At 68.6% G+C, this 25,215-nt stretch carries 23 protein-coding genes and 1 tRNA gene; 12 read left to right on the top strand and 12 right to left on the bottom strand.

Features of this window, described 5'->3' with window-relative positions; all coding sequences use genetic code 11:
• Positions 1–24: 24 nt before the first annotated feature.
• Together CAP40_RS08225 and CAP40_RS08220 are read right to left on the bottom strand one after the other, a co-directional pair.
• Entirely contained in the window at positions 25–1,368 is a 1,344-nt protein-coding gene (locus CAP40_RS08225) for an MFS transporter (protein ID WP_179187985.1), read from the bottom strand.
• A gap of 40 nt (positions 1,369–1,408) precedes the next feature.
• The gene (locus tag CAP40_RS08220) at positions 1,409–2,638 is read right to left on the bottom strand and encodes a TetR/AcrR family transcriptional regulator (RefSeq protein ID WP_144034285.1); all 1,230 of its coding nucleotides are present in this window, start codon (positions 2,636–2,638) and stop codon (positions 1,409–1,411) included.
• A gap of 120 nt (positions 2,639–2,758) precedes the next feature.
• On the opposite strand from CAP40_RS08220, the gene CAP40_RS08215 reads away from it, so the two are divergent.
• Entirely contained in the window at positions 2,759–5,056 is a 2,298-nt protein-coding gene (locus tag CAP40_RS08215) for a TonB-dependent receptor (RefSeq protein ID WP_256924078.1), read from the top strand.
• 12 nt (positions 5,057–5,068) lie between these two features.
• Positions 5,069–5,938, top strand: a complete 870-nt coding sequence (locus tag CAP40_RS08210; RefSeq protein WP_086128892.1) for a tyrosine-protein phosphatase — start codon at positions 5,069–5,071, stop codon at positions 5,936–5,938.
• A 61-nt stretch (positions 5,939–5,999) separates the two neighbouring features.
• Here the strand turns inward: CAP40_RS08210 and CAP40_RS08205 are convergent.
• The 3 genes from CAP40_RS08205 to CAP40_RS08195 form a co-directional block, all read right to left on the bottom strand.
• Positions 6,000–6,085: transfer RNA gene (locus CAP40_RS08205), tRNA-Leu, on the bottom strand.
• A 104-nt stretch (positions 6,086–6,189) separates the two neighbouring features.
• Entirely contained in the window at positions 6,190–6,822 is a 633-nt protein-coding gene (locus CAP40_RS08200; protein ID WP_086128891.1) for a DUF1826 domain-containing protein, read from the bottom strand.
• Between the two features lie 3 nt (positions 6,823–6,825).
• Positions 6,826–7,623 (bottom strand): phosphatase PAP2 family protein, encoded by a 798-nt coding sequence (locus CAP40_RS08195; RefSeq protein WP_086129371.1) that lies wholly within the window; start codon positions 7,621–7,623, stop codon positions 6,826–6,828.
• A gap of 201 nt (positions 7,624–7,824) precedes the next feature.
• On the opposite strand from CAP40_RS08195, the gene CAP40_RS08190 reads away from it, so the two are divergent.
• On the top strand, positions 7,825–9,852 hold the full coding sequence (locus tag CAP40_RS08190) for a S9 family peptidase (protein ID WP_086128890.1): 2,028 nt from the start codon (positions 7,825–7,827) through the stop codon (positions 9,850–9,852).
• A gap of 105 nt (positions 9,853–9,957) precedes the next feature.
• On the opposite strand, the gene CAP40_RS08185 is transcribed toward CAP40_RS08190, so the two are convergent.
• The 3 genes from CAP40_RS08185 to CAP40_RS08175 form a co-directional block, all read right to left on the bottom strand.
• A complete protein-coding gene (locus CAP40_RS08185; protein WP_086128889.1) occupies positions 9,958–10,392 on the bottom strand; it encodes a DUF805 domain-containing protein in 435 nt (144 codons plus the stop codon).
• 72 nt (positions 10,393–10,464) lie between these two features.
• Positions 10,465–11,973, bottom strand: coding sequence for a YifB family Mg chelatase-like AAA ATPase (locus CAP40_RS08180; RefSeq protein ID WP_086128888.1), 1,509 nt, complete (start codon positions 11,971–11,973; stop codon positions 10,465–10,467).
• 98 nt (positions 11,974–12,071) lie between these two features.
• Positions 12,072–13,670, bottom strand: a complete 1,599-nt coding sequence (locus tag CAP40_RS08175) for a glycoside hydrolase family 18 protein (protein ID WP_179187983.1) — start codon at positions 13,668–13,670, stop codon at positions 12,072–12,074.
• A 145-nt stretch (positions 13,671–13,815) separates the two neighbouring features.
• Between CAP40_RS08175 and CAP40_RS08170 the strand changes: the two genes are divergently transcribed.
• From CAP40_RS08170 to CAP40_RS08140, 7 genes are all read left to right on the top strand, one after another.
• Complete coding sequence (locus CAP40_RS08170) at positions 13,816–14,139, top strand: hypothetical protein (protein WP_179187981.1); 324 nt, start codon at positions 13,816–13,818, stop codon at positions 14,137–14,139.
• 87 nt (positions 14,140–14,226) lie between these two features.
• Positions 14,227–14,361, top strand: a complete 135-nt coding sequence (gene rpmH, locus CAP40_RS08165) for a 50S ribosomal protein L34 (RefSeq protein WP_086128886.1) — start codon at positions 14,227–14,229, stop codon at positions 14,359–14,361.
• Positions 14,362–14,378: 17 nt separating this feature from the next.
• Positions 14,379–14,711, top strand: coding sequence for a ribonuclease P protein component (rnpA, locus tag CAP40_RS08160; RefSeq protein WP_086128885.1), 333 nt, complete (start codon positions 14,379–14,381; stop codon positions 14,709–14,711).
• Positions 14,712–14,790: 79 nt separating this feature from the next.
• A complete protein-coding gene (gene yidD, locus CAP40_RS08155; RefSeq protein ID WP_086129369.1) occupies positions 14,791–15,003 on the top strand; it encodes a membrane protein insertion efficiency factor YidD in 213 nt (70 codons plus the stop codon).
• 22 nt (positions 15,004–15,025) lie between these two features.
• Complete coding sequence (gene yidC, locus CAP40_RS08150; RefSeq protein ID WP_086128884.1) at positions 15,026–16,729, top strand: membrane protein insertase YidC; 1,704 nt, start codon at positions 15,026–15,028, stop codon at positions 16,727–16,729.
• A gap of 17 nt (positions 16,730–16,746) precedes the next feature.
• Positions 16,747–17,364: a ribosome biogenesis GTP-binding protein YihA/YsxC gene (gene yihA, locus CAP40_RS08145; RefSeq protein WP_086128883.1), complete on the top strand. Its 618-nt coding sequence runs from the start codon at positions 16,747–16,749 to the stop codon at positions 17,362–17,364.
• A 13-nt stretch (positions 17,365–17,377) separates the two neighbouring features.
• Positions 17,378–17,716: a gamma-glutamylcyclotransferase family protein gene (locus CAP40_RS08140; protein WP_086128882.1), complete on the top strand. Its 339-nt coding sequence runs from the start codon at positions 17,378–17,380 to the stop codon at positions 17,714–17,716.
• Between the two features lie 7 nt (positions 17,717–17,723).
• On the opposite strand, the gene CAP40_RS08135 is transcribed toward CAP40_RS08140, so the two are convergent.
• Positions 17,724–18,497, bottom strand: coding sequence for a hypothetical protein (locus CAP40_RS08135; RefSeq protein ID WP_086128881.1), 774 nt, complete (start codon positions 18,495–18,497; stop codon positions 17,724–17,726).
• A gap of 112 nt (positions 18,498–18,609) precedes the next feature.
• On the opposite strand from CAP40_RS08135, the gene CAP40_RS08130 reads away from it, so the two are divergent.
• Together CAP40_RS08130 and CAP40_RS08125 are read left to right on the top strand one after the other, a co-directional pair.
• A complete protein-coding gene (locus tag CAP40_RS08130) occupies positions 18,610–19,746 on the top strand; it encodes an acyltransferase family protein (RefSeq protein WP_256924077.1) in 1,137 nt (378 codons plus the stop codon).
• Positions 19,747–19,784: 38 nt separating this feature from the next.
• Positions 19,785–21,377: a methyl-accepting chemotaxis protein gene (locus CAP40_RS08125; RefSeq protein WP_086128880.1), complete on the top strand. Its 1,593-nt coding sequence runs from the start codon at positions 19,785–19,787 to the stop codon at positions 21,375–21,377.
• Between the two features lie 231 nt (positions 21,378–21,608).
• Here CAP40_RS08125 and CAP40_RS08120 read toward each other — a convergent pair whose 3' ends face one another.
• The 3 genes from CAP40_RS08120 to CAP40_RS20395 are packed head-to-tail and all read right to left on the bottom strand — an operon-like array spanning position 21,609 to position 24,987.
• Entirely contained in the window at positions 21,609–22,889 is a 1,281-nt protein-coding gene (locus tag CAP40_RS08120) for an MFS transporter (protein WP_086128879.1), read from the bottom strand.
• Positions 22,886–23,329, bottom strand: a complete 444-nt coding sequence (locus CAP40_RS20400) for a MarR family winged helix-turn-helix transcriptional regulator (protein ID WP_179187979.1) — start codon at positions 23,327–23,329, stop codon at positions 22,886–22,888. The genes CAP40_RS08120 and CAP40_RS20400 overlap by 4 nt, the downstream gene beginning before the upstream one ends.
• A gap of 41 nt (positions 23,330–23,370) precedes the next feature.
• A complete protein-coding gene (locus tag CAP40_RS20395; RefSeq protein WP_179187977.1) occupies positions 23,371–24,987 on the bottom strand; it encodes a hypothetical protein in 1,617 nt (538 codons plus the stop codon).
• Positions 24,988–25,215: the final 228 nt, after the last annotated feature.

Raw genomic sequence — 25,215 nt, 5'->3', positions numbered from 1 at the left:
TGCGGCGGCCCTTTCTTTTGGGGATCAGGCCGCCAGTGCCGCGTCGCGCCGTTCCGCCGGCCCGGCCGGGCGCGCTTCGCCGCTGCGGAACAGCAAGGCACAGGCAATGACCGCCGCGACCGTCGGCGGCAGCGCATAGGCGGCGCGCACCGCGAACAGGGCTTCGGCTTGTCCCGCCTCGTCCGGCGCGAAACCGGCCCAGCCCAGCGCCCCCAGCGCCGCGGCGACGCCCAGCCCCATCGCCAGCCGCAGCGTCACGTTGAACAGCGCATAGCGGCTCGATGCCCAGCGCTGCCCCAGTTCCACTTCGCGCCGGGTGATATCGCCCACCATCGCGCGCAGCAGCATGTAATCGACCCCGAAGACCAGGCTGCGCGCGACCAACCAAAGGACCAGGACAGCCAGCCCGCCCGCGGGCAGCAGCAGCGCCAGCGGCGCCACCAGCGCCTGCCAGCCATAGCCGGCGAGCAGCACTCGCCGCTTGCCGAAACGCCGGCTCATCCGCGCCCAGAAGGGCAGCAATGCGAGCGGCACCACCGCCTGGACGAGCATCAGCGTACTACCCCAGCCGGGCAGCGCGAGCGCCTGCTCGACGAAGAACAGGAAGGTGCCGGCCGCGGCGGCATCGGCCATGCCGACCAGTCCGTAGAGCATCAGGATGCGCCGCATCTCGCGCGCGCGCAGCATGCCGGCGAACAGCGAGAAAGGGTTGGCGACACGCGCGATCGAGGGCGCTTCCGGCTCGCGAATCCGCCGAATGACCAGCAATGCGGTGATCGGCGCGAGCAGCACGATCGCCGCGCCCAGCGCGCCCACCTGCGCCGCCCGGCCCAGCCCGAAACCGCGCTCGAGCAGGCTCGGCAGCACCAGGGTGACGATCATCCCGGCCATCGCCACCCAGATCTTGGCCCCCATCACCCGCACGCGCTCATGCGCATCGCGCGACAGCTCCAGCCCCCAGCCGCCATGGGGCGTGGCGATGAGCGTATAGCCGAGATGGAAGACCAGGCTCCAAGCCGCGAGCGTCGCGATGCCGGTGCCGGGCACCGCCCAGAACAGCCCCAGCGCGCCCAGGCTGACCAGCGGCGCGCCCACCGCCATCCATGGCCGGCGCAGGCCGAAGCGCGTCGGGAACCGGTCGCTCGCCCAGCCGATGCACGGATCGATCAACCCGTCGAACAGCCGCGCGGCGAGCAGCAGCATGCCCACCGCCGCGATCGGCAGCCCCAGCGTCGCGGCGAAGAAGGCGGGAAGATAGGTCCGCCAGGCAAGCTCGATCGCCTGGAACAGGATGACCGGGGAGGAGAAGACGAACAGGTCCACCCGGCTCAGCCGCTCGGTTCGACTCGATCGGATGTCCCCGCTCACCAATCCCCTCTGGCCCAGGGGGATGACAAATATGCGACCGTCAGCCGCCGCGCAGGAACGCGAGCAACGCCTCGGTCTCGGCCAGGCTCGCCGCCTGGCGCTCGCCGTCGGACAAGCCCCGGTGCGCATTGCCCTGCCCGATCGCGAAGCTCGAGAAGATCGCCGCGTCGAGCGCGCCGATCGGCCGGTCGCGACCGATCATCGCCTGCAGGAACAGCCGAGAGGTGCGCCCGCGCAGATAGCGCAGCTGCGCGGCAAAGGGCGCGAGCGCCGGATCGCGCATCGCCGCCATCATCAGTTCGGACGTGGCGAGGCGGAACTCCTCCGCCCCCGGCCGCTCGCCGAGCCTGTCGAGCATGGCCCGGCCGTCGCCGTCGGTCACCGCCGCGAGTTCGGCCTCGAGTTCGCCGGCCGGCACGTTGCGGCGATAGATCACTTCGAAGGCCGATCCGAGCAGCTCGGCGCTCGTCCGGAACTTGTGCGAGACCACGCCGAGCGTCAGCCCCGCCCCGGCCGCCACCGCGCGATGCGTCACGCCGGCCACCCCGCCCAGCGCGACGATCGCCGCCGCCGCTTCGGCGATCCGTTCGGCAGTCTCGTCGCGGGCCTCGGGCAAAGGTGCCGAACGTTGTGCACATGCGCGGCCGATGTCACGCCAGGGAGCGCCACCCGCCAGCGCGCCGCCCAGCCAATTGCCCCAGCCGCGGCACAGCTCGTCCAGCGCGGCACGGTCCACCGAGCGGCGCCAGCGCATCATGTGCAGGAAGCTCTCCCCGTCGAACAGCCGTTCGGTGATCGTCGCGGCACCCAGGATGCCGAGCCGGTCGCAGACATGGCGCCAGAACCCCGCCCAAAGCGTGCGCCAGCGCTGGGCGGCCGGCCCGTAGCGCGGATCGCGCGCGACCAGCAGCTGGCATTCGCGCCAGGCAAAGGCCAGCCCGCGCTGCCCCTCGCACCAATCGTCGATCAGCGTGGCGAGCAAGGCGGGCAGCGACTCGACGCCCGCCGGCACGTCCGCAAGCTGATCCAGCCGCGCGCCGCACCATTCCGCCGCCAGCGCCTGGGCATGTTCGTGCGCGCAGACATACAAACGTTCAAGGTCACCAAAATGGTGATAAATGGACGACGCCGGCAGCCCCGTGGTCTGCGCGAGCCCACGCGCGGAGACCGCGGCCTGACCGCTCACTTCCCAGGCACTTAGCACCGCCGCGATCCATTTCTCGGCGCTTCCGCTCGCCTTGCCGGCAGCAGCGATACCTCGACCGGACATCCCGCCCCTCCCTTTCCGCGCCCATGCCAATGCCGGAATGCACGACTCCATACAAGCGTCACAGAAGGTACATACAAACGTTCTAGTTGCCCGCTCGTCATCAGCCAGATGGGGGTCATCGTGAAACTGAACGTCAAGCACCGGCTGCGCCTGGCAGCCTTGTCCGGAGCCGCCGCCTCGGCGCTGCTCGTCGCCGCGCCCGCCTTCGCCCAACAGGCCGATACGACCAGCATGGTCGCGGCCGACGAACAGGATCAGAGCGGCGGCCTCGGCGAGATCGTCGTCACTGCCCAGCGCCGCGAGACCAATCTCCAGAAGACTCCGATCTCGATCGCGGTGCTGAACGGCGAAGCGCTCCAGAACCGTCACATCCAGACCCTCGCCGATCTGGCCGACGGTTCGGTCCCCGGCCTGCGCGTCGCCCCCTTCTTCTCGCGCACTTCCGCGCTGGTGATCGGCATTCGCGGCGTGGGCTTCCTGGGTGATGCCAACCAGCCGGCCCGTGAGCAGGGCGTCGGCGTCTATATGGACGGCATCTATCTCGGTCGCGCCCAGGGCCTGGGCACCGCCCTGTACGACATCGAGCGGATCGAAGTGCTCAAGGGTCCGCAAGGCACGCTGTTCGGCCGCAATACCGAAGGCGGCGCGATCAGCATCGTGACGAAGAAGCCCAGCGGCGAGTTCCGTCTCAGCGCCACGGCCGGGATCGCCAATTTCGGCGGCTACGAAACCGCGCTGCACCTCGATCTGCCGCGCGCGGGCAATATCAGCCTGAAGTTCGACGGCGTGATCCAGAAGCGTGGCGGCACGGTCGACAATCCGATGGCCGGCCAGCTCGACTTCAACAGCCATGACCGCCGAGGCGCGCACGTCGCCGCGCTGTGGGAACCCAGCGACAAGTTCAGCGCGCTCTGGCAGTTCGACGTCTCGCACGACGAAAGCTCGCCCAATTATCTCCAGCTGCTCCGCAAGGGCAGCCTGCCGCTCGCGCCGATCGTCAAGCTCCAGCCCGAGCGCGCCAAGGCCGGCAATGTCGGCGTGCCGCTCCAGCCGAGCGTCGGCGACACCACCGGCATGTCGCTCCATCTCGACTGGAAGCTGGGCGGCGGCCTCCGCGTCCGCTCCATCACCAGCTACCGCACGCTGACCCAGAGCCAGTATGACAATGGCTCGGCGATCCTCTCGGTGTTCGCCCCCAACGGCAATTTCGCGCGCTACAGCATCGCCAATTTCGGGCAGCGCCAGTTCAGCCAGGAAGTGCAGCTGCTCGGCGAGTTGCCCCGCCTCAGCTTCGTGGCCGGCGCCTTCTATTACAACGAGCATGTCGGCGATAACGCCTTCGCGCCCAACACGCTGAAGTTCAACGCGGACGGCACCGGCTATAGCGTGCTGCCCGCACCGGTCTCGGCCACGCCCTTCCCCGATCGCGCCAGCATCGCCCGGACGAACAGCGCGGCGGTGTTCGGCCAGTTCACCTACACCCCGGCATTGCTCGGCGACCGGCTGCACCTCACGCTTGGCGGCCGCTATTCGCACGACAAGAAGACCGGCGAACTCGACAAGGTCAACGGCCTGACCCCGACGGTCAACGGCGTCACCGCGGTGGTCCCGATGAACGTCACTTCGGACCGCGTCGATCCGCTGGCCAACCTGTCGCTCGACGTCGCCGACGGCGTGATGCTCTATGGCAAATGGAGCACCGGCTATAAGTCGGCCGGCGCCAATTCGCGCTCGCTCACCTATCGCGGCTTCGGCCCGGAATCGGTCTCGGTGTTCGAGGGCGGCGTGAAGGCCAGCTTCCTCGACAATCATGCCCGCCTGAACCTCGCCGCCTATACCGGCACCTACAAGGACGTGCAGATCGACTTCAACGCAGTCATCCCCGGCTCGAACCGCGGCACGCTGGAGACGACCAACACGGCCGGCAAGGGCCGGATCTCCGGCTTCGAGGCCGAGCTGACGGTGATGCCCGTCGCCAACCTCACTTTGTCGGGCAATTATACCCGCCAGCACATCCGCCTGCCCGCGGCACCGAATCCCTTCGTCGCCGGCAATCCGCTGGTGCCGGTCTATCAGATCTTCGCGCCGAAGAATTCGGCAAGCGGATCGATAGACTATCGCGTGCCGATGGGCGCGGCGACGTTCGTCGCCCACCTGGACGGCAACTATGCCTCGAGCCAGTACAGCTCGACCAGCGACCCGACGAAGAGCGACCCCTCGTTCATCGTCAACGGCCGCCTGGCGCTGACGGACATCGCGCTGGACGACAGCGCCGCGCGCCTCGAACTCTCGGTCTGGGCCCGCAACCTGTTCGACAAGCAGTATCTGTACCTGCGCAACACCAGCGCGGCGCTCGGCACCTATGGGATCTTCAACGATCCACGCACCTACGGCCTCACCGGCACGGTCCGCTTCTAAGGAGAATCCGACATGCGTATCCCCATTTCCTTCCGCGTGATCGGCCTCGCGGTGCTGGCGGCCGCCGCGGTGCCGCTCGCGGCCAACGCCCTCCAGCAACAGGCTCCGGCGGCACAGGGCGAGAATGCGCGGCTGCTCCCGCTCCAGGGCGGGCAGAATTTCCGCGACCTTGGCGGCTATCGCACCCGTACCGGCCGCACGGTGCGCTGGGGCATGCTCTATCGCTCGGGCTCGATGCACTTCCTGACGCGCGCGGATTTCGACTATCTCGCCAAGCGCGGCATCCGCACCGTCTGCGACTTCCGCAGCACCGGCGAGCGCAGCACCGAGCCGGTGGTCTGGCCGGCGGGCAAGGCCCCGCGCGTGCTTGCCGACGATTATGTGATGGACACCCGCGCACTCGCGCCCAAGCCCGATCGCCTGCCCAGCGCGGCCGAAGCCAGGGCGACGATGACCGCGACCTATCCGCAGCTGCTCAAGCAGTTCAACGGCCAGTATCGCCGCATGTTCGGCGAGCTGCTCGCCGGGCGGGCGCCGCTGGCGTTCAACTGCACCGCGGGCAAGGACCGCACCGGCGTGGCCGCCGCGCTGGTCCTCACGGCGCTCGACGTGCCGCGCGAGACGGTGATCCAGGACTATCTGCTGACCAACAGATATTTCGATCCGCGCAAGGTCGTGCAGGCGGACGACCAGGCCTCCCAGGCCTGGCGCAAGCTGCCGGCGGACGTGCTCAAGGCCTATATGGCGGCCGACCGCGACTATATCGACGCGGTGTTCGCCGTGATGGACAAGCATCGCGGCGGCGTCGCGGGCTATCTGAACGACGCGCTCGGCCTCAGCCCGGCGAAGCTGGCCCAGCTGCGCAAGGCCTATACGCGCTGACCGACATCCGGGCTGGCGGCGCCGCGTCGCCAGCCCGGGCTGCGCATCCTGCGAATTTCGATGGTACGGGTGGTCGGACTCGAACCGACATGTTGTTGCCAACGGCGGATTTTGAGTCCGCTGCGTCTACCATTCCGCCACACCCGCATGCCGATTGGCACCGGGGTAGCCAATGATCGACGTGCAGCCGCTATAGGCAGCACCGTATCCGATTTCCAGACCGTATTGCAGCCGCCCTTGATTTGCTCCGGCTAGGATCCGGCCGGATCGATCACCAGCAACAGCCGTGCGGCCCCGCTTGCCTGGATCGGTGGCGAGCGATGGACGATGCCGGTCGACCCGGGCCATCGGCGCCCCTTGAAGATGCCGACATCGCCTGCGCGGAGCTGGCGGATTTCGGCGGCGCGCGGCGCAATTCCGGCTTCGTGGCGCGCGGCCGCCTCGGCGTCGAGCCATTGCGTGCCGGGCCCGGAATAGGTGGTGATCAGCCGCGCGGCCACATAGTCGGCATGGAAGCGTCGACAGGCATCCCCGGCGACATGCTCCAGCCGGACCGCGACATCGCCGATTCCGAGCGTGCGGGCAAAGGCGCACGCCAGCAGCTGGGCATCCTCGGCAAGCGCCGCGCCGTCCCCCGCGATGCCCGCTTCCAGAAAGGCGCAGCGCAGTTCCTCGGCCACTCGGTCCGCCGGCGCTTCGAAGCGGAGGAACTCCACGCCGCCAAGGTCGGTTTGCCCGATCGCCGCGCGCAGTTCGGCGGCCGGCACGCGCTCCCAGATCGCAAGATCGACCGCATCCCGCTGGATGGCGTCGAGCGCATGGACATGCGCGCCTCGCCAGGCACGGACGGGCTCCCCGCGCACCTCCGGATCGTTCGTCGCCATCCCTCAGCGCCGCTGCGCCGGGCCGAAGATCGGCTGGGCGACGAGCGACGCCTCACGCGCGCACATCCCCGCATCGGGCGCGGCGCCGGTCCCTCGCAGCGCGGCCAGTTCGGCCCGCGCCGCAGCGAAATCGGCCTGGAATTGGGGCGAGGACGAAAGCGCCGCCAGGGTCGCCGTCGCCGAGAGCCTTCCGCCCTCGACCGCGCTCGCATTGTGCACGCCGCACACGATCCGGCTTTCACCATAAGCGCGGCCCCGCGCGAGAAGCTGCGTCGCGCGATCGGGCGCCAGCTCGGCCAGCAGCATCGCCCAGGTCCAGCCCAGCGTCGTGTGGCCGGAAGGATAGTCATAGCTGTCGAGCACGTCCTTTGCAGGCTGGCAGATCGCACCCTTGTCGATCAGGAAGGGACGGCTGCGCTTGTAATACCCCTTGGCGACATTGGTGCCGCGGCCGGTGTCGATCCGGGCGCGCGCGACGAGTGCCTCGGTGCGTGGCGCATTCTCCGGCGTCATCGTCACACCCAGCGCACAGCTGAAGTCACGCATCAGATCGGCTTGCCCCGTCGGAACGTCGCCGGTCGCCAAGTCCCAGCGCGGCGTGCCCACCAGCGCACGCGTCCCCCGGAAAATCCGCCGGTCGGCCTCATAACGGGGATCGCCCTTCACCGGCGCGGGCGGCAATATCGCGAGGATGTCGAGCGCTCCCGGCGCCAGATAGCCCTGCCTCTCCGCTTGCGCCCGGACCGCCACGACGCCGGCAAGCAAGACCACCGAGAGAGCGGACAGCCTGATCAATCCCATATCGACTTCCCTCGTCGCCGCGAACGCCGGCCGGAGCATCCGGTTGTACGCCGTGATACATTGTATCATAACTGAATTGCCTTATGCAGGAATCCACGGGCCTGACAAGCGCCTTGCCGGGCACCGCAGGTCACTCGCCTTGAGGCATGTCGTATCGAGTCATAAGCTAATCGCGCTTCATCATCGCTTTGGAGAACGGCAATGCGGACGCTTCACCTGATCGGACTTGGGTTGCTGGCTTTCGGGACGGGAGGCGCGGCGGCGCCGCAGGCCGATCCCGGCACGGTGCGCCTGATCGAGCGCAAGGATCTGTTCGGCAATCCGACCAAGACGCAGGCGCGCCTGAGCCCCGACGGCAAATGGCTGTCCTGGATCGCCCCGCGCGACGGCGTGCTCAACATCTGGGTCGCGCCCGCATCGGATCCCGGCCAGGCGCGCCCGCTCACTGCCGAGAAGACGCGCCCCATCCGCAGTCATTTCTGGGCGCCCGACAGCTCGCAGATCATGTTCATCAACGACAAGGGCGGCGACGAGAACTTCCTGCTCTATGGCGTGGCCCCCGCCGGCGGCGAGCCGAAGCTGCTCACCCCGTTCGAGAAGACCCGCGTCCAGATGGTCGGCACCAGCAACCACGTCACCGGCCGCATCCTGCTCGGCATCAACAATCGCGATGCGCGCTGGCACGATGTCTACAGCCTCGACCTCAAGACCGGCAAGCTGACGCTGGTGATGCGGAATGACGGCTATGCCGGCTTCCTCGCCGACGACCAGCTCAACCTGCGCATGGCCAGCAAGCAGCGCGACGACGGCGGCAGCGACTATTTCCGCGTGACCGGCGACAAGATCGAGGCGACGCCGCTGGTGACGATCGGGCTCGACGATTCGCTTACCACCGGCCCCGCCGGCTTCACCGCGGACGGCAAGACGCTCTACTGGATCGATTCGCGCGGGCGCGACACCGCGGCGCTGCTCGCGCAGGACGTCGCCACCGGCAAGATGACGACGGTCGCCGAGAGCCCGAAAGCCGATATCGGCGGGGTCATGGCCGATGCCGAGACGGGCCGCGTCCAGGCCTATTCGATCGACTATCTCAAGGAGGAATGGACCGCGATCGATCCCGGGATCGGGGCCGATCTCGACTGGCTGCGCAAGCAGCTGAAGGGCGAGCCGATCGTCGGCTCCCGCACGCGCGCCGACGATCGCTGGATCGTCGCGGTCGATCCGGTCGTGGCGCCGAGCACCACCTATCTGTTCGATCGCAAGGCGAAGAAGCTGAGCAAGCTCTACGTCTCGCGCCCCCAGCTCGAGGGCGCGCCGCTCGTCGCCATGTATCCGGAGGAGATCAAGGCGCGCGACGGGCTTACGCTCGTGTCGTACCTCACGCTCCCGGCCGGCACCGACCCGGATGGCGACGGCAAGCCGGACAAGCCGGTGCCGATGGTATTGTTCGTCCATGGCGGGCCCTGGGCGCGCGACGAATATGGGTATAGCAGCTATCACCAATGGCTCGCCAATCGCGGCTATGCGGTGCTGTCGGTCAATTATCGCGGCTCGACCGGTTTCGGAAAGAACTTCATCACCGCCGGCAACCTGCAATGGGGCCGCAAGATGCACGACGACCTGCTCGACGCGGTCGGCTGGGCGGTGGCGCGGGGCGTGACCACCCCGGACAAGGTCGCGATCATGGGCGGCTCATATGGCGGCTATGCCACCCTTGCCGGCGTCACCTTCACGCCGACGGCCTTTGCCTGCGGCGTCGACATCGTCGGCCCGTCCAATCTGCAGACGCTGCTCAAGACGATCCCGCCCTATTGGGAAGCGGGCAAGCAGCAATTCTACAAGCGGATGGGAGATCCGACGACCGAGGAAGGGCGCAAGCTCCTCGATGCCGCCTCGCCCCTCTACAAGGCCGACGCGATCGTCCGCCCGCTGCTGATCGGCCAGGGCGCCAACGACCCGCGGGTCAACAAGGCGGAATCGGACCAGATCGTCGCGGCGATGCGCGCGAAGAACATTCCCGTGACCTATGTCCTGTTCCCCGACGAGGGCCATGGCTTCGCCCGCCCGCAGAACAATATCGCCTTCAATGCGGTGGCCGAGAATTTCCTCGGCAAATGCCTTGGCGGCCGCGCCGAGCCGATCGGCGACTCGATCCGGGCGTCGACCGCACAGGTGCCGGAGGGCGCCGGGTTCGTGAACGGCCTCGCGGCGAGCCTGCCGGCCCGCTGACGCCGCACGACGGAGGTGCCTGGCGTTGCCGGGCACCTCCCGCCTTTCCGCACGACGGCGATCCGCCGAAGGCGGCTCGGCGCCGATCGTCGCGGGGCACGCGCCCTAGCTGAAGACGTCGGCCGCCTCCTCGGCGCCGAACGGATCCTTGGGATCGTCGCCAAAGCGGTTCTCGCCCTTGGTGCCGGGCAGCACCATGAACACCAGCACGATCAGCCCGCCGATATAGGGAATGAAGCTGAGCAGGCACAGCCAGCCCGTCTTGTCCTGATCGTGGAAGCGGCGCACCTGCACGGCCAGGACCGGGATCAGGATAGCCAGATAGAGGAGGCAGCCCAGCACCACCCAGGCCGTCTCGGCGCCGTTCATCTCCCGGGTCGCGTCGATGCCCTCCCCGGCCGCATCGCCGAGCAGGAAGAAGACGATCGCCCAGGCGATTGCCACGATGAACATGAACAGCGTGAACATCCAATATTCGAGCCGCCGCGAACGGCCCGAGAAATCGAAATAGCGCCTGAGCGGCATGATCATCCAGCGCATATATCCCCCCTTTTGAAAGCCCCCCGCGGGACTTCGGCATCAGTGCACAAGATCGGCCGGGATACAATCGGATCAGTTGCGCGGCGCCTGGCGGCGGTAGCTCAGCGCCTCGGCGACGTGCATGCGCCCCACGCCGTCCGCGCCCGCCAGGTCCGCGATCGTGCGGGCGACACGCAACACCCGGGTATAGCCCCGCGCCGAGAGCCGCATCGCCTCTGCCGCCTGCGCCAGCAGCTTGCGGCCGGCCTCGTCGGGCAGGGCGTGGTCGGTGAGCAGATCGCCGTCCGCCTCGGCATTGGTGCGCGCGGGAGCATTGCGATAGCGCGCGGACTGCGCCGCCCGCGCCTCGGCCACCCGCTCCGCCACCGCCGCCGAGCCCTCCGCCGGCCGATCCAGCACCAGATCCGCGGCGCACACCGGCTGCACTTCGACATGCAGGTCGATCCGGTCGAGCAGCGGCCCCGAGACCCTGGCCTGATAATCCGCGGCGCAGCGCGGCGCTCGGGCGCAGGCGAGCGCGGGGTCGCCCAGATGCCCGCAACGGCACGGATTCATCGCCGCGACCAGCTGGACCCGCGCGGGGAAGGTGACATGCGCATTCGCCCGCGCCACGCTCACCACGCCCGCCTCGATCGGCTGGCGCAGCGAATCGAGCACCGCCCGCTGGAACTCGGGCAGTTCGTCGAGGAACAGCACGCCGAGATGCGCCAGGCTCACTTCGCCCGGCTTCACCTTGAGCCCGCCGCCGGTGAGCGCCGCCATCGAGGCGGAGTGATGCGGACTGCGGAACGGCCGCGTCCGCGTCAGCCGCCCGCCCTGCAACGTCCCCGCCACCGAGGCGACCATCGACACCTCCAGCGCCTCGGCGGCGTCGAGCGGCGGCAGGATGCCCGGCAGGCAGGAGGCGAGCAGCGACTTGCCCGCCCCCGGCGGCCCGCACATCAACAGATTGTGCCCGCCCGCCGCCGCGATCTCGAGCGCGCGCCGCGCCGTCTCCTGCCCCTTCACCTGGGCGAGATCGGGCCCCGGCGCGGGCGGTTCGACCGTGCCGGCCATGGGCGCGGGCAGCAGCTGGTTGCCCTTGAAATGGTTGAGCAGCGCGATGAGATCGGGCGCGGCGATCACTTCCACCTGCCCGGCCCAGCTCGCTTCCGGCCCCTGGGCGGCGGGGCAGACCAGCCCCTTGCCCATCTCGGCGGCGTGGAGCGCCGCGAGCAGCACGCCGGGGCTCGGCGCGATCCGTCCGTCCAGCGCCAGCTCGCCGACCACGACATAGCCGGACAGCGTCTCGGCATCGACCACGCCCATCGCCCCCAGCAGCGCCAGCGCCACCGCCAGATCGAAATGCGAGCCTTCCTTGGGCAGGTCCGCGGGCGAGAGGTTGAGGATGATGTGCTTGGGCGGCAATGCGAGCCCGATCGCGGCCATGGCCGCACGGACGCGCTCGCGGCTCTCCGCCACTGCCTTGTCGGGCAGGCCGACCACCACGAACTTGGGCAGCCCGGCGACGAGGTTGCACTGCACCTCAACCGCGCGCGCCTCGAGTCCCAGATAGGCAACCGTCGATACGCTCGCGACCAAGCCCGTTTCCCCCCAACCGGAACCGGACGATAGCGGCGACGGCGCCCGATGCGCACCGGGATGTCCCCGGAACGGACCAATCGATCGGGGCGCAGCGGTCAGGGCGTGGCGGTGAGGAAGTTGCGCTTCACCGCCCCCAGCAGCGGGCTGGTGCCGTCGGGCAGATAGTCATAGTTGATCGCCCAGATGATCGCGCCGCCCAGCCCCGCCTGACGGACATAGCGCGCCTTGGCGGCGATCGAGAGGGGATCCTCATAGGACAGGAAGCCCGCCGGATTCCGGCCCGATCCCGTCGGGATATAGCCGCCATTCGCATAGCTGCGATATCCGACCTGCGCGATCTCGTCCCAATGATAGGTGCCATGGGACATGTACCCCATCCCGACCATCTCGGCATAGTTGAGCGCCACGTCGTCGGTCTCGTAGATCGGGTTGCGTTCGGTGTCCTGCCGCGGCCCGGTGATCGTGGGGCCGAAATAGATGCCGTAGAAGCCGATGCCGACACCGATCTTGCCACGCGGCACGCCGGTCCGCTCATAGGCCTCGACGCTGGTGTTGAGGTCGCGTGGCGTGACGCCGGTGGCGCCGTAGATCGGGCTGCTGAACCAGGACAGCCAGCCATTGCCGTTCCAGGTCGTCCCGATGCCGTAGCTCATCAGATTATACTGGTCGACGCTGTTCGCGAGATCGGCCTGCCATTGCTCCACCCTGCCCCCAGGTTCCAGATCGTTGATCGAGACCGTGTAGCCCGGCAGCGTGAGCAGCGCCGCCCGGCCCGCACCCTGATAGCGCGGCCGCCGGGCGAATTCGGCGCGGAGATCCGCAATCAGCGCGAAGGCGCGACGCTTGGCCTCGGCGCCGCTCACATGCGGCGTGATCTCGTCGCTGCCCTCGAACTTGTCCTCCCAGTCAAGGTCGAGCCCGTCATAGTCGTGCGCGACCATGTAATCGACGATCTTGCGCGCGAAGTCCTTCCGGCGGCCATCGGTGGTGGAGAGCAGGAAGCCGTTGCCGTCCGCCGCGCCGCCGATCATCAGCAGCGCCTTGCGCCCGGCATCGTGCGCCTTCTTGATCAGATAGTCCTCGATACTCCGCACCCCGTCGGGCGACAGGCCGGGATCGTGCGAATTGCCGCCGCCGAGCACGACATCGCCCGGATTGCCGTCCAGCGAGCCCCCGCCCGGCGCGACGCGGCCGAACACGAAATGCGTGAGCGCGGTCATATCGACCTGCGCCGGCGGATACATGGTGTGCGAGAAATAGCCGAGATAGTAGCCGGTCACCCAGGGCTTGTTGGTGACCGGAACGGTCACCGTCACTGCCGTGCTGGCGGAGCTGGCGGGATCGGCGACGCTCGTCGCCACGACGTGATAGGTGCCCGGGTTGGCCGGCGCGGCATAGATGCCGTCGGCCGACATCGCCCCGCCATTCGCCTCCTGCACCGACCAGGTGCAGCGCGTGTCGGTCGCGCCGGTGACGGTACAGGCGAAGTGGCGCGTCGCCTGGGTGGGCAGCGAGAAGGCCGCGGGGCCGACTTCGACGGTCACTGCGGAGCTGGGGCTCGGCGTGGGCGTCGGCGACGGAGACGGGCTGGGCGAAGGCGTGGGCACCGGCGTGACCACACCGCCATCGCCTCCCCCGCCGCTGCAGGCGGCAAGGAACAGCATCGGGGCGAACAGGCAGGAAGAGCGGATCATGGCCGCGCCTATGCCGATTCCCCTCCAAAGGGAGCGACGCGCGCGCGACCGGGGGCGACCGGTGGGCGACGAAACAAGGCTAAGCAGCGATGAACCACGGCCGACGTGTCTTGCACAGGCAACACACGCTCCCCATTTCGACCGCATGGCAAGCGCGCGCAGCCCGATCGTCCGCACCGCCCTGTTCGTCACGGGAGTGTTGGTGATCGCCGTCTCGCCGCTGGTCGGCATCCTTCCGGGCCCGGGCGGGATCTTCGTCTTCGCTGCCGGGCTCGTCCTGGTGCTGCGGAACTCGGCCTGGGCGCAAAGGGCCTTTTGCCGCGCCAAGCGGCGCTGGCCGCGATTCGGCCGCTATGCCGACATGGCGCTACGCCGCCGCAGCGCCCGCCGGCGCCGCCTGCGCGAAGGCACAGCGGAAATCGCGCGCGCGGAGGCCGAACTGCCCGGTTTGCGGAACGGAACGCGTTGACTCGGCCGGATCTCCCCACTATGGGCACCCGACACGCGGCCGCCCCTGTGGTGGCCCTTTTACGTTCTAGATACTTGAGGATGAGCGATGAAGCGGACCTTTCAGCCGAGCAACCTGGTGCGTGCGCGCCGGCACGGCTTCCGCAGCCGCATGGCGACCCCGGGCGGCCGCAACGTGATCCGTGCCCGCCGCGCCCGCGGCCGCAACAAGCTGTCGGCGTAATCGCCGACGGTGCGGCGGTGAGCCTTGGCCGGCTCACGCAGCGCAAGGACTATCTCGCGGCGAACGCGGGCAAGCGGGCTCCCATGCCCGGCTTTGTCCTGATCGTCCATGCGCGCAACGATGCCGATCCGGTCATGCGGGTCGGCATTACCGTATCCAAGAAAGTCGGCAACGCGGTGATCCGCAACCGGATGAAGCGCCGGTTCCGGGCACTCGCCCGCGAAGTGCTGCCCGAAGCCGGCCTGCCCGGCGCCGATCACGTGCTGATCGGCCGCAATGGCGGCATCGAGCGCCCGTTCGACGAGCTGCGGGCCGAACTGGTCAAGGCGCTGGGGAAGGTGAAGCGGTGAGCCTCCACCTCCCTTCGCGCCATTCACTCTATTCCCGTCATCCCCGCCTTTGCGGGGATGACGAATTGGGAGCATGGCAGTGCTCGCCAAACTCCTGATCCTGCTCGCCCGGGCCTGGCAGATCGGCCCATCGGCCGTGCTTCCGCCCAGCTGCCGCTACCAGCCCAGCTGTTCGGCCTATGCAATCGAGGCGCTTCGCCGCTATGGGGCTGTCAAAGGCAGTTGGCTCGCCATCCGGCGGATCGCCCGTTGCCACCCATGGGGCGGGCACGGCTACGACCCAGTGCCATAAGTTTTTCCGGGGAATCGGTTACGTGAAGGACGATCAGAAGAATTTCCTGCTGTTCGCGGTGATCGCGGGGCTGCTGCTGTTCGCATGGCCCTATGCCATGCACTGGTTCTTCCCGCAGCAGCCGGCCACCACGCAGATGGTGAACGGCAAGCAAGTGGCCAAGCCGCTGCCGACCGCGGATGCACCCGCGGCCCTGCGCGACCGCGCCGTCGTGCTGGCCGAGAACCCGCGCGTCGCGATCGAAACGCCTTCGCTCAAGGGCTCGATCAACCTCAAGGGCGCGCGGATCGACGACCTCGTCCTCGTCAAATATGACGAGACCACCGCGAAGAACTCGCCGCCGATCCACCTGCTCTCGCCCAATGGCACGCAGGGCGCCTATTTCGCCGAGTTTGGCTGGTCGGGCTCGGGCGTGCAGGCGCCGAACGCGAATACCGTGTGGCAGGCGAGCGGCACCCGGCTGACGCCGACCACCCCGGTGACGCTGACGACCAGGACCGCCACCGGCCAGATCTTCCGCATCGATCTCGCGGTCGACCAGGACTATATGTTCACGATCCGCCAGACGGTCGCGAATCTCGGCCAGGCGCCGGTCTCGGTCACGCCCTATGCCTCGGTCTCGCGCGCCGAGCGCTCGAAGGACGCCGGCCAATGGGCCGCCCGCGTCGGCCCGATCGCCGCCACGGCGGACGAAGCCCATTATCTCGGCTGGGCCGATGTCGAGGGCACGCCCAAGGAATTCAGGACCAAGGGCGGCTGGGCCGGCTTCACCGACCATTATTGGCTGACCACGCTGATCCCCGATCAGCGCCTGGGCGTCACCTTCGGCCAGCGCCAGAACCCCAGCAAGGCCTATCAGGCCGACTATCAGCTCGATCAGCCGCTCAACATCGCACCGGGCAAGCAGACCAGCTATTCCAGCCGCTTCTTCGCCGGCGCGAAGGAAGTGAAGCTGCTCGATTCCTATCAGGAAAAGCTCGGCATCACGCGGTTCAGCTATGCGATCGACTGGGGCTGGTTCGGCGTGATCGAACAGCCGATCTTCTACTATCTCGACATGCTGTTCCGCCTGGTCGGCAATTTCGGCGTGGCGATCATCCTGCTGACGATCACCATCCGCGGCCTGCTCTTCCCGATCGCGCACAAGCAGTTCGAATCGATGGCGCGCATGCGCGTCATCCAGCCGAAGATGAAGGCGCTGCAGGAACGCCACAAGGACGACAAGCAGCGCCAGCAGCAGGAGATCATGAAGCTGTACAAGGAAGAGAAGGTGAACCCGCTCGCGGGCTGCCTTCCGATCCTGCTCCAGATCCCGATCATGTTCGCGCTGTACAAGGTGCTGCTGCTCACGATCGAAATGCGCCACCAGCCCTTCGTGCTGTGGATCCGCGACCTTTCGGCGCCCGATCCCGCGACGATCATCAACCTGTTCGGCTATCTCCACTTCACGCCGCCTTCCTTCCTGGCGATCGGCGTGATCCCGGTGCTGCTGGGCGTGTCGATGTACTTCCAGATGAAGTTCAACCCGGCGCCGATGGACGAGATCCAGAAGCAGGTGTTCGCGATCATGCCGTGGATGCTGATGTTCCTGATGGCGCCGTTCGCGGTGGGCCTGCAGGTCTACTGGATCACCTCCAACGTGATCACCATCCTGCAGCAGCAGTGGCTCTATTCGCGCCACCCGGTGCTGAAACAGCCGGTGAAGAAGGAATCCCCAGCGAAGTGAGTGGGTTCGACGAAGATATGATCGAGGCCGCGCGAAAGACCTTCGCCGGCCCGGTCACGTTCCTCAAGTCCGCGCCGACGCTCGCCTTCCTGCCCGGTCAGGAAGTGCCCGAAGTCGCGTTCGCCGGCCGCTCCAACGTAGGCAAGTCGTCGCTGCTCAACGCGCTGACCGGGCGCAACGCCCTGGCGCGCACCTCGAACACGCCGGGCCGCACCCAGGAGCTGAACTTCTTCGACGTGGGCGAGCCGCTGCGCTTCCGCCTGGTCGACATGCCCGGCTATGGCTTCGCCAAGGCGCCCAAGGACATGGTCCGCAAGTGGCGCTACCTGGTGAACGACTATCTGCGCGGCCGCCAGGCGCTGAAGCGCGGGCTGGTGCTGATCGATGCGCGCCACGGGATCAAGGAAGTCGATCGCGAGATCCTCGACATGCTCGACGGCGCCGCGGTGAGCTACCGCATCGTCCTCACCAAGACGGACAAGATCAAGGCGACCGAGCTGATCGAAGTACGCGAGCGCACCGAGGCGGAGGCCCGCAAGCGCCCGGCCGCCCATCCGGACATCATCGCGACGTCGAGCGAGAAGGGCATGGGCATTCCCGAGCTGCGCGCCGCGGTGCTCGAGGCGATCGGGTGAGCGGCACCGCCGGATGAGCCAGGGCGCGCTGCTCTTCTCCTATGGCACGCTCCAGCTGGCCAGCGTGCAGCTGCGCCAGTCCGGCCGGCTGCTCGACGGCAGCGACGACATCCTCCACGGCTACAGGCAGATCGAGATCACGATCCGCGACCCGGACGTGCTGGAAGCCAGCGGCATCGCGGTGCATCTGGCCCTGGTTCCCGATGCCGACGCCCCGCCCATTCCCGGCAAGGTCTTCCGCCTGACATCCGAGGAACTGGCCGCAGCGGACGTGTACGAGAGCGAGAATTATGCCCGCATCGAGGCGCCGCTCGCCAGCGGCGCGACGGCCTGGGTGTATGTGAAGGCCTGACCTGACCTCAGAACAGCAGCGTCTTGCGGAACAGCGATCCGTCCGGCGCCTTCGCCTCCAGCTTGATGAACTGCTGCGTGCGCTTGGCATACCAGAAGCGCGACGGGTCCTTGCCGCTGTTATAGTCGCATTCGACGATCCAGCAGTCGATCGGCCGCCCGTCGGGCCCGGCCAGCTGCGCGTCCCCCGTCACCGTCCACAGATAGCGAGCCGGCGGCCCGCCGGCCGGATGGTAGAAGGGGATCGACACCTGATAGCCATGCGCCAGCGGCAGCGTGCCGAGCATCTCCATGTCGGTCTCGAAATTGAACATTGGTTCGGGGAAGGCGACATTGAAATCGGCGCGGCTATTGTCCGCCACGCCCGGCAGGCCGCTGATCCTGTCCGGGGCGAACAGGAAACCCTCCACCGTCTTCTTGTCCTCGACCGTCGTGACACGCAAATGGCTGGAGGGCCGCCATGTGCCCGGTTCGAACAGCGAATCGCGGGTGACCAGCGAGGGCTTCGCGCCCGTCCCGTCCCATCGCTGCACGATGCGCAGCTTCTGCGCGCCATCGACCGTCTCGAACCGCACTTCGCGCCGCCAGATGTCGCGCGCGACATGCGCGCCGTCCTTCTCGGCCGAGCGGAGATAGCTGTGCACGCCGGGCTTGAGCAGGTCGAAGCGCGCCAGCCGGTCGCCGACGGAAAGCCTGGCCGGCGCCGCCCTGGCCATCGCCGCGACCGGCGCCACCGCCGCGGCCGCAAGCACGCCCCGCCGGCTGATCTCCACTCCGCCCATCCCCGACTCCCACAGTATCGTGCTAGATCACTAACACACCGCGTTCCCGCCGCAAGCGCCGCGCTTTGACCGGGCGACCCAACCGATCCATGGTGCGGCGGGGAGGGACGCAATGACCGAAGGCAGGATGCAGGCAAGCGCACGGCTCGGCGGGCTCGACCTGTTCCGCGGGCTGACGGTGGCGTTCATGATCATCGTCAACACGCCGGGCAGCTGGGCGCATGTCTGGTGGCCGCTCGACCATGCCGAGTGGCACGGCTTCACGCCCACCGACCTCGTCTTCCCCGCCTTTCTTTGCGCGATGGGCGTGGCGCTGGGCCTGTCCTTCCCCCGCCGGGTCGACGCCCGGCTCTGGGGCCGTGTCGTCCGGCGCGCGCTGCTGCTGATCCTGATCGGCTGGGCGTGGCAGATGCTGGCCCGCCCCGGCCTGGCGGATTTCCGCGTCTTCGGCGTCCTGCCCCGCCTCGGCCTCTGCTACGGCCTCGCCGCCGCGCTGGCGATCCTCACCGCGCGAAGGGACGCGGACGGGCGCGCGCATCTCAGTGCCCCCGCGCTCGGCATCGCCAGCGCCGCGCTTCTGCTCGGCTATTGGGCGCTGCTGGCCTTCGTGCCCGTGCCCGGACACGGCGCCGGGGATCTCAGCCCCGCCGGCAACCTCGCCGGCTATGTCGACCGGATCGTGGTGAGCACGCATCACATGTACCGCCTCGGCACCGACGCGGCGGGCAACATCGTCTATGATCCCGAGGGGCTGCTCTCCACCCTCCCCGCGCTGGTCAACGTCCTGCTCGGCGCGCTCGCCGCCCTGCTCTGGAAGGCAGCGCCCGAACGCGCGACGATGCGCATCCTGCTCGCCGGCATCGCCCTCGCCGCGCTCGGCCTCCTGCTCGCACCCTGGCTCCCGCTCAACAAGAAGCTGTGGACCAGCAGCTTCGCGCTGCTCACCTCGGGCCTGTCGGCGATCCTGTTCGTCGGCTGCATCCTCGCCGCGCGCAGCGAAGCGGTCCGCAAGGCGCTGTGGCCGCTCGACGTGCTGGGGATGAACGCGATCCTGGGCTATCTGCTCTCGCTGCTGCTCTCGCTCGCGGCAATGCGCACGGGGTTCCAGGCCTGGGCGTGGCATGCGCTCGCCGCCCTCCTCCCCGGCAACCTCCTCCTCGCCTCGTTCCTCTTCGCGCTGGCGGCGCTGCTGCTGGTGCTGGCGCTGCTGATTCCGCTCCATCGCCGGGGCATCCACCTGCGACTGTAAACGCGATGGTAACCATGCCGGGCTAATCGCTGGCCAGGATGGCAGAGGCGAACGGAAACGCCCTGAAGCGGGCGATCTGGGACAGATGGGCGGCGCTCCCGCCGCCGCTGATGCGTGCCCATGCCTTCGCCATCCAGCGCGGCTATCCGCTTTCCTATGCCACCAGTGTCTTCGTCAGCATCGCGCTGACGCTGATGATCCACGCCCAAAGCTTCTGGTCGTGGCATATCGCCGCGCTGGCGCTGCACCTCGCGATCGGCACCGCGGTCCTGGTCCGCTGGCGTGACGGCAAACGGCGCGACTGGCGTGTGGACGATCCCCCCGGAACCCTGCGCGCCATGGTGATCGAGGCGGCGGCTTCCTCGCTCGGCTGGTTCCTGTTCCTCCTGACGATCGGCCTGGGCGCGACCGACCAGGAACTGATCGTCACCACCACCGCCATCGCCGGCGTCGTCGCGATCGGCGCGCTGCGCTATGCGCCGCTGCCGCCCGCCAGCCTGGCGTGGCTCGGCATCGCCGTGGCGATCTGCGCGCTCTATGCCGTCTTCGCCAACATCCCGGCGGGCGTGTTCGTCTTCCTTGCCGTCTTCGTCGCCTTGCTCGCCCGCACCGTGATGGGCCAGGCAGCGCTGGTCGGCGAACAGTTCGCGCAAGGCGAGGCGCTGGCCCGCGCCGCCGCCGAGCGCGACCTGCTGCGCGCCGCGGCCCAGCGCGACGAGCTGCAACAGGCCGCCCATGCCGCCGAATCGCGCCACCGCGCCCAGCTGGACGCCGAGCGCGACCGCCGCGCCGAGATCGCCCGCATCGCCGACCGGTTCGAGCGCCAGTTCGTCGCCGCGATCAGCGAGCTGGCCGCCGCGGCCGAGCAGACCCGCACTTCCGCCGGCAGCCTGGTCGGAACCGCCGCCGCCACGCGCGACGAGATTCGCGGCGTCGCCGATCGCGCCGCGCGCGCGGATACCGGCGCCGCGACATTGCTCGAGGAATCGGCCAACCTCGGACGCTCACTCGCCGCGGTCGAAGCCAGCCTCGACGCTCAGAGCGAGACCACCGCGCATCTCCATGGCCTTTCCCGCTCGGCCGATACCCGTTTCGCCACGCTGGTCGAGCACAGTGCCAGCGTCGGCACCATCGCCGACATGATCGCCGAGATCGCGGCACGCACCAATCTGCTCGCGCTCAACGCCAGCATCGAGGCGGCCCGCGCCGGCGAGGCCGGCCGCGGCTTCGCGATCGTCGCGCAGGAAGTGAAGAGCCTCGCCGCCCAGACGGCGCACGCCACGGACGACATCCGCGCCCAGCTCGCCCGGATGACCGGCGCGGTCCATGCCACTACCGCCATCGTCGGCGACATGCGCGACAGCTTCGACCGGATCGGCGAAGTCGGCGGTGCGGTGGGCCATGCGGTACGGCACCAGGGGGAAGTGATCCGCTCGATCCAGGCCTATGCGGGCACCGCCGCGACACTCACCGCCGATCTCCAGGCCGGCGCGGCAGGCGCCGAGAGCGCCACGGACGAAGCCGCGCGCACCGCGGCCGAGATGGATGCCGCCACCGACGAGCTCGTCAACCAGGCCCGCCGCTTGCTCGGCGAGATGCGCAGCTTCCTCGAGACGTTGCGGGCGGCCTAGGCCAGATCGACATTTAGGCTGAGAATGTGGCTTGGCGGGCCGGAACGCGTTGAGCCAACCTCTTTCGTCACCCTGAACTTGTTTCAGGGTCCAACGTGCCACTGGCGATATCGCTGGTGGAGAATTGGATGCTGAAACAAGTTCAGCATGACGGAAGGGAGAGGCTTCGACATTAGACCTCCGTCCCTCGCCACCGGGAACGGAAGGGAAAGAGCTGAACGTCGATCCTCCCTAGGCCAGCGCCGGCTGCGGTTCCTTCTCCGCCCGCGCCGCGAGGATCGCCACCGCCGCGACCAGCCCGAAGGCGCCCGCCACCAGGAAGGCCGGCGTATAGGTTCCCGTCCAGGCGCGCACCGCCCCCGCGCCGAACGCCGCGGTCGCCGCTCCGATCTGGTGCCCCACCATCACCCAGCCGAACACGATCGGCGCGTCGCGCTCGCCGAAATGGACATTGGCCAGCTTCACCGTGGGCGGCACGGTCGCGATCCAGTCGAGCCCATAGAAGATCGCGAACAGGAGCAGGCTGGAGGCGCTGAAGTCGAGGAACGGCAGTGCCAGCAACGAGAGGCCGCGCAGCCCGTAATAGACGAACAGCAGCTTGCGCGGATCATAGCGATCGGTCAGCCAGCCCGATGCGGTGGTGCCGATCAGGTCGAACAGCCCCATCAGGCTCAGCAGCCCCGCCGCCTGCACCGGCGCAATGCCGTGATCGCCGCAAAAGGCGATCAGGTGGGTGCCCACCAGCCCGTTGGTGGTGAGCCCGCAGACGAAGAAGGTTCCGAACAACAGCCAGAAGGTCATGCTCTTCGAAGCGCGGAACAGCGCGGTGAAGGCCAGCGCCGGCGTCGCCGCCTGCTTGAGCGGCGGCGGCGGCATGCTCGCCTCGGTCTCGCCGAAGCGGCGCACGCCCAGCTGCTGCGGATGCTCGGGCACGAACAGCAGCACCAGCGGGATCACCGCGGCACTGGCGATCGAAACGGCCAGCGCCACGGGCCGCCACGCCCCGCCCTCGGCCAGCCAGGCTAGCATCGGCAGGAAGACGAGCGCGCCGGTCGCGGTGCTCGCGGTCAGCATGCCCATCACCAGCCCCTGGCGCGTCGCGAACCAGCGATTGACCACCGCCGCGCCCAGCACCGAGGCGACCGCGCCGCTGCCCACGCCCGAGAACACGCCCCAGCTCAGCACATATTGCCAGGGCTCGGACATCCACAGGCTCGCGAAGGTGGCCAGTGACATCAGCACCAGCCCGCCCAGCATCGTTCGCCGGATCCCCACCGTCAGCATCAGCGCGGCGGCGAACGGGCCGACCAGCCCGTAGAGGAAGATGCCGATCGCCGCGGCGGCCGAGATGGTCGCGCGGTCCCAGCCGAAATGCTGCTCGAGCGGCAGCATCATCACGCCCGGCGCCGAGCGCAGGCCGGCAGAGACGAGCAGCGCGACGAACGTGATCGCGGCGACGATGCCGGCATAGCCGCGCGCGCCCACCGGCAGGCGGGAAAGCAGCGCGATCATGCCCGGCCTCCCGCACGCTCGAGGCTTTGCGTGAAGCCCTTGATCCCGGCCTTGAGCTCCCGCCACAGCGCCGGGCCCGCCTCCGCCTCCACCCGCCGCTGCATCGCCGCCCAGTCGGGCTCGGCAGCATGCAGCGCTTTCCGGCCCGCCGCGCTCAGCGATGCGCATTTGCTGCGGCCGGCCCCGGCGGTCACGCCCACCCAGCCGCGTTTCTCGATCGGCGCAAGCGCGCGGTAGAGCGAGCTGCGATCCATCTCGAGCTGCTCCGCCAGCCGGCTCAGCGCCAGCGGCTCGCCCCGGGCGACGTGCCGCAGGATCGCGAATTGCGCAGTCGTCATCCCGTGCCCGGCCAGCGCGGAGTCGTAGAGGCGGCCGGTAATGCGCGCGGCCTTGCGCAGCATCGTGCAGGCGCAGACGGAAGGGAGCGAATCGTCATGCATATGCATCGTGTGTATGCATGATGCATATGCATGATCAAGCCTCAACTCACCGGAGGCGCCTCCTGATCGGGTGCGTGGAGATCGGCGGGCGCCATGGGGTCGAACCCGTCGGGCAGGCGCTCGATGACCGTCATGGGCAGGATCCGGCCAACCTTCCCGGCCGCGGCGCGCACCTCCGGATCGGCGGCGATGCGCTTCTGGAACCGGTCCGAACGGCGCGACTCCTCGAAGGGGAGATTCACCCCGCTCGGCTGGATCCAGCGCAACGCCCAGCCGCGCCGATGTTCGTCGTTCAGGCTCTCGATCACCAGCGCCTTGCCGCCGGCGAAATCGTCGCGGCATGCATAGATGTCCATTGCCGGATCGGGCAGCCCCGTGCGCGCCATCAGCACATCGGCCACATCGCCGCCCGCCTGATCCGCCTTGCCGCCGCGGATCAGCGCGCAGGCACGCACCGCCTGCACGCCGATCAACGCCGCCTTGTTGATCTCCGCGCCCATGCGCCGCGCGATGACCAGCCATTCGCTCGCAGTGGCGCTCGCCTCGGCAAAGCGGCCGATCGTGAGATAGGTCTCCGCCAGGTTGCCGCTCAGGTTCAGCTTCTGCGCGGTATCTTCCGTGAAGGTCGCATCGACGCGCTTGAGCAGGGCGATGCCCTGTTCGGCCTGTCCCTGGCCCAGCATCGCCCGCGCCACGGGCGGCGCGAGATATTCCGCCCCGTCCTTGTCGAGTTTCAGGGCCTCCGGCGCCAGCAGCGGCAGGAAGAGCTGGGTCACCGCCGCATAGGCGCGCACGCCGTTCAGCGCCCGGGCGTAATCGGTCGCGCCCTCCAGGGTGTTGCTCGCATGCCAATCGCGGCGCAGCGCCTCGAGATAGAGCTTCTGGCCAAGCCCGAGGTCCTGGCCGCCCCAGCGGGCGATCGCCGGCCACAACGCCTCATAGCGGCGATCGAGATAGAGCTGCGCTAGGTCGCGCGTCACCAGCACGGACGGGACGAGCGCGGCCGCTTCCGCGATCTTCCCTTCGCCCATCCGCAGCCGGATCTGCGCCAGCGCGCCGTCCGAGGCGCGCGGCCCGGAATGGGTGGCAACCCCCACCTCCGCGATCCGCGCGGAGAGCGCGTCGGCGCGCTTGTTGTCGCCGATATCCCGCAGCCGCTCGCGCAGCGCATCCAGTTCATAGCCGCCAAGCCCGGCCGCGATCGCGGGATATTCGCGGCTCAGCGCAAGCCACAGGTCCGCCGCGCGCTGCGGCGCACCGGCGAAGATCATCACATGGACGGCGTAGAGCTTGACCGGCGGCACGCCGGGCGCGAGCCGGATCGCCTCCTCCTCCGCCGCGAGCGCTTCGGGGTGGCGATATTGGTCGAGCAGCATCGCGCCGCGCATCGACTGGACGATGCCCCGCAACTGGGTCGGCCGATCGAGCCTGGCGAGAAGCGCGTCGAGGGCGGCCAGCCTTTCCCTGGATTCCTTCTGCATCAGCGCCGTCGCCAGGTCGGGCAGCAATGCGCGCTCCGCAGGCTCGGCAAAGCGCCCGATCCCGACCTGGAGCGCATCGGCATCCTGCGCCTGCGGCACCACCTGGGCATGCACCGGCACGGCAGCCACCATCGCAGCCACCATCATCGCGAGCGCGATCCGACCCGATTTCAGCATGAACTCCCCCTTTTCGACCAGCTTAGCCTGTCGCTCCGCATTGGCAACCACGCGCCAGCTGCCGATTAAGCCATTGCACATAAACGATATTTCAGCGCTTCCCTACATATGCCGATGCTGCGTATGTTCTCTTTATGTTCCAGTCCACCCCCATTTCACTCCCATGCGCGCCCGCGAGGAGAGTCGAGCGAGTCGACATTTCGTGGCGGTTGCCAGCCCCCCTGCCCC

The sequence above is a fragment of the Sphingomonas sp. IBVSS2 genome (assembly GCF_002127225.1).
Classification (GTDB): domain Bacteria; phylum Pseudomonadota; class Alphaproteobacteria; order Sphingomonadales; family Sphingomonadaceae; genus Sphingomonas.
This window is presented reverse-complemented; position numbering and strand designations above follow the sequence as displayed.

Coding starts and splice junctions, on each gene's coding strand:
- CAP40_RS20400 (WP_179187979.1), bottom strand. CDS start 23,329: ATGCATGACGATTCGCTCCCTTCCGTCTGCGCCTGCACGATGCTGCGC.
- CAP40_RS08130 (WP_256924077.1), top strand. CDS start 18,610: ATGACCGAAGGCAGGATGCAGGCAAGCGCACGGCTCGGCGGGCTCGAC.
- CAP40_RS08170 (WP_179187981.1), top strand. CDS start 13,816: ATGGCAAGCGCGCGCAGCCCGATCGTCCGCACCGCCCTGTTCGTCACG.
- CAP40_RS08200 (WP_086128891.1), bottom strand. CDS start 6,822: ATGGCGACGAACGATCCGGAGGTGCGCGGGGAGCCCGTCCGTGCCTGG.
- CAP40_RS08190 (WP_086128890.1), top strand. CDS start 7,825: ATGCGGACGCTTCACCTGATCGGACTTGGGTTGCTGGCTTTCGGGACG.
- CAP40_RS08185 (WP_086128889.1), bottom strand. CDS start 10,392: ATGCGCTGGATGATCATGCCGCTCAGGCGCTATTTCGATTTCTCGGGC.
- CAP40_RS08120 (WP_086128879.1), bottom strand. CDS start 22,889: ATGATCGCGCTGCTTTCCCGCCTGCCGGTGGGCGCGCGCGGCTATGCC.
- CAP40_RS08140 (WP_086128882.1), top strand. CDS start 17,378: ATGAGCCAGGGCGCGCTGCTCTTCTCCTATGGCACGCTCCAGCTGGCC.
- yihA (WP_086128883.1), top strand. CDS start 16,747: ATGATCGAGGCCGCGCGAAAGACCTTCGCCGGCCCGGTCACGTTCCTC.
- CAP40_RS08135 (WP_086128881.1), bottom strand. CDS start 18,497: ATGGGCGGAGTGGAGATCAGCCGGCGGGGCGTGCTTGCGGCCGCGGCG.
- rpmH (WP_086128886.1), top strand. CDS start 14,227: ATGAAGCGGACCTTTCAGCCGAGCAACCTGGTGCGTGCGCGCCGGCAC.
- CAP40_RS08220 (WP_144034285.1), bottom strand. CDS start 2,638: ATGTCCGGTCGAGGTATCGCTGCTGCCGGCAAGGCGAGCGGAAGCGCC.
- CAP40_RS08125 (WP_086128880.1), top strand. CDS start 19,785: ATGGCAGAGGCGAACGGAAACGCCCTGAAGCGGGCGATCTGGGACAGA.
- CAP40_RS08210 (WP_086128892.1), top strand. CDS start 5,069: ATGCGTATCCCCATTTCCTTCCGCGTGATCGGCCTCGCGGTGCTGGCG.
- CAP40_RS20395 (WP_179187977.1), bottom strand. CDS start 24,987: ATGCTGAAATCGGGTCGGATCGCGCTCGCGATGATGGTGGCTGCGATG.
- CAP40_RS08195 (WP_086129371.1), bottom strand. CDS start 7,623: ATGGGATTGATCAGGCTGTCCGCTCTCTCGGTGGTCTTGCTTGCCGGC.
- CAP40_RS08175 (WP_179187983.1), bottom strand. CDS start 13,670: ATGATCCGCTCTTCCTGCCTGTTCGCCCCGATGCTGTTCCTTGCCGCC.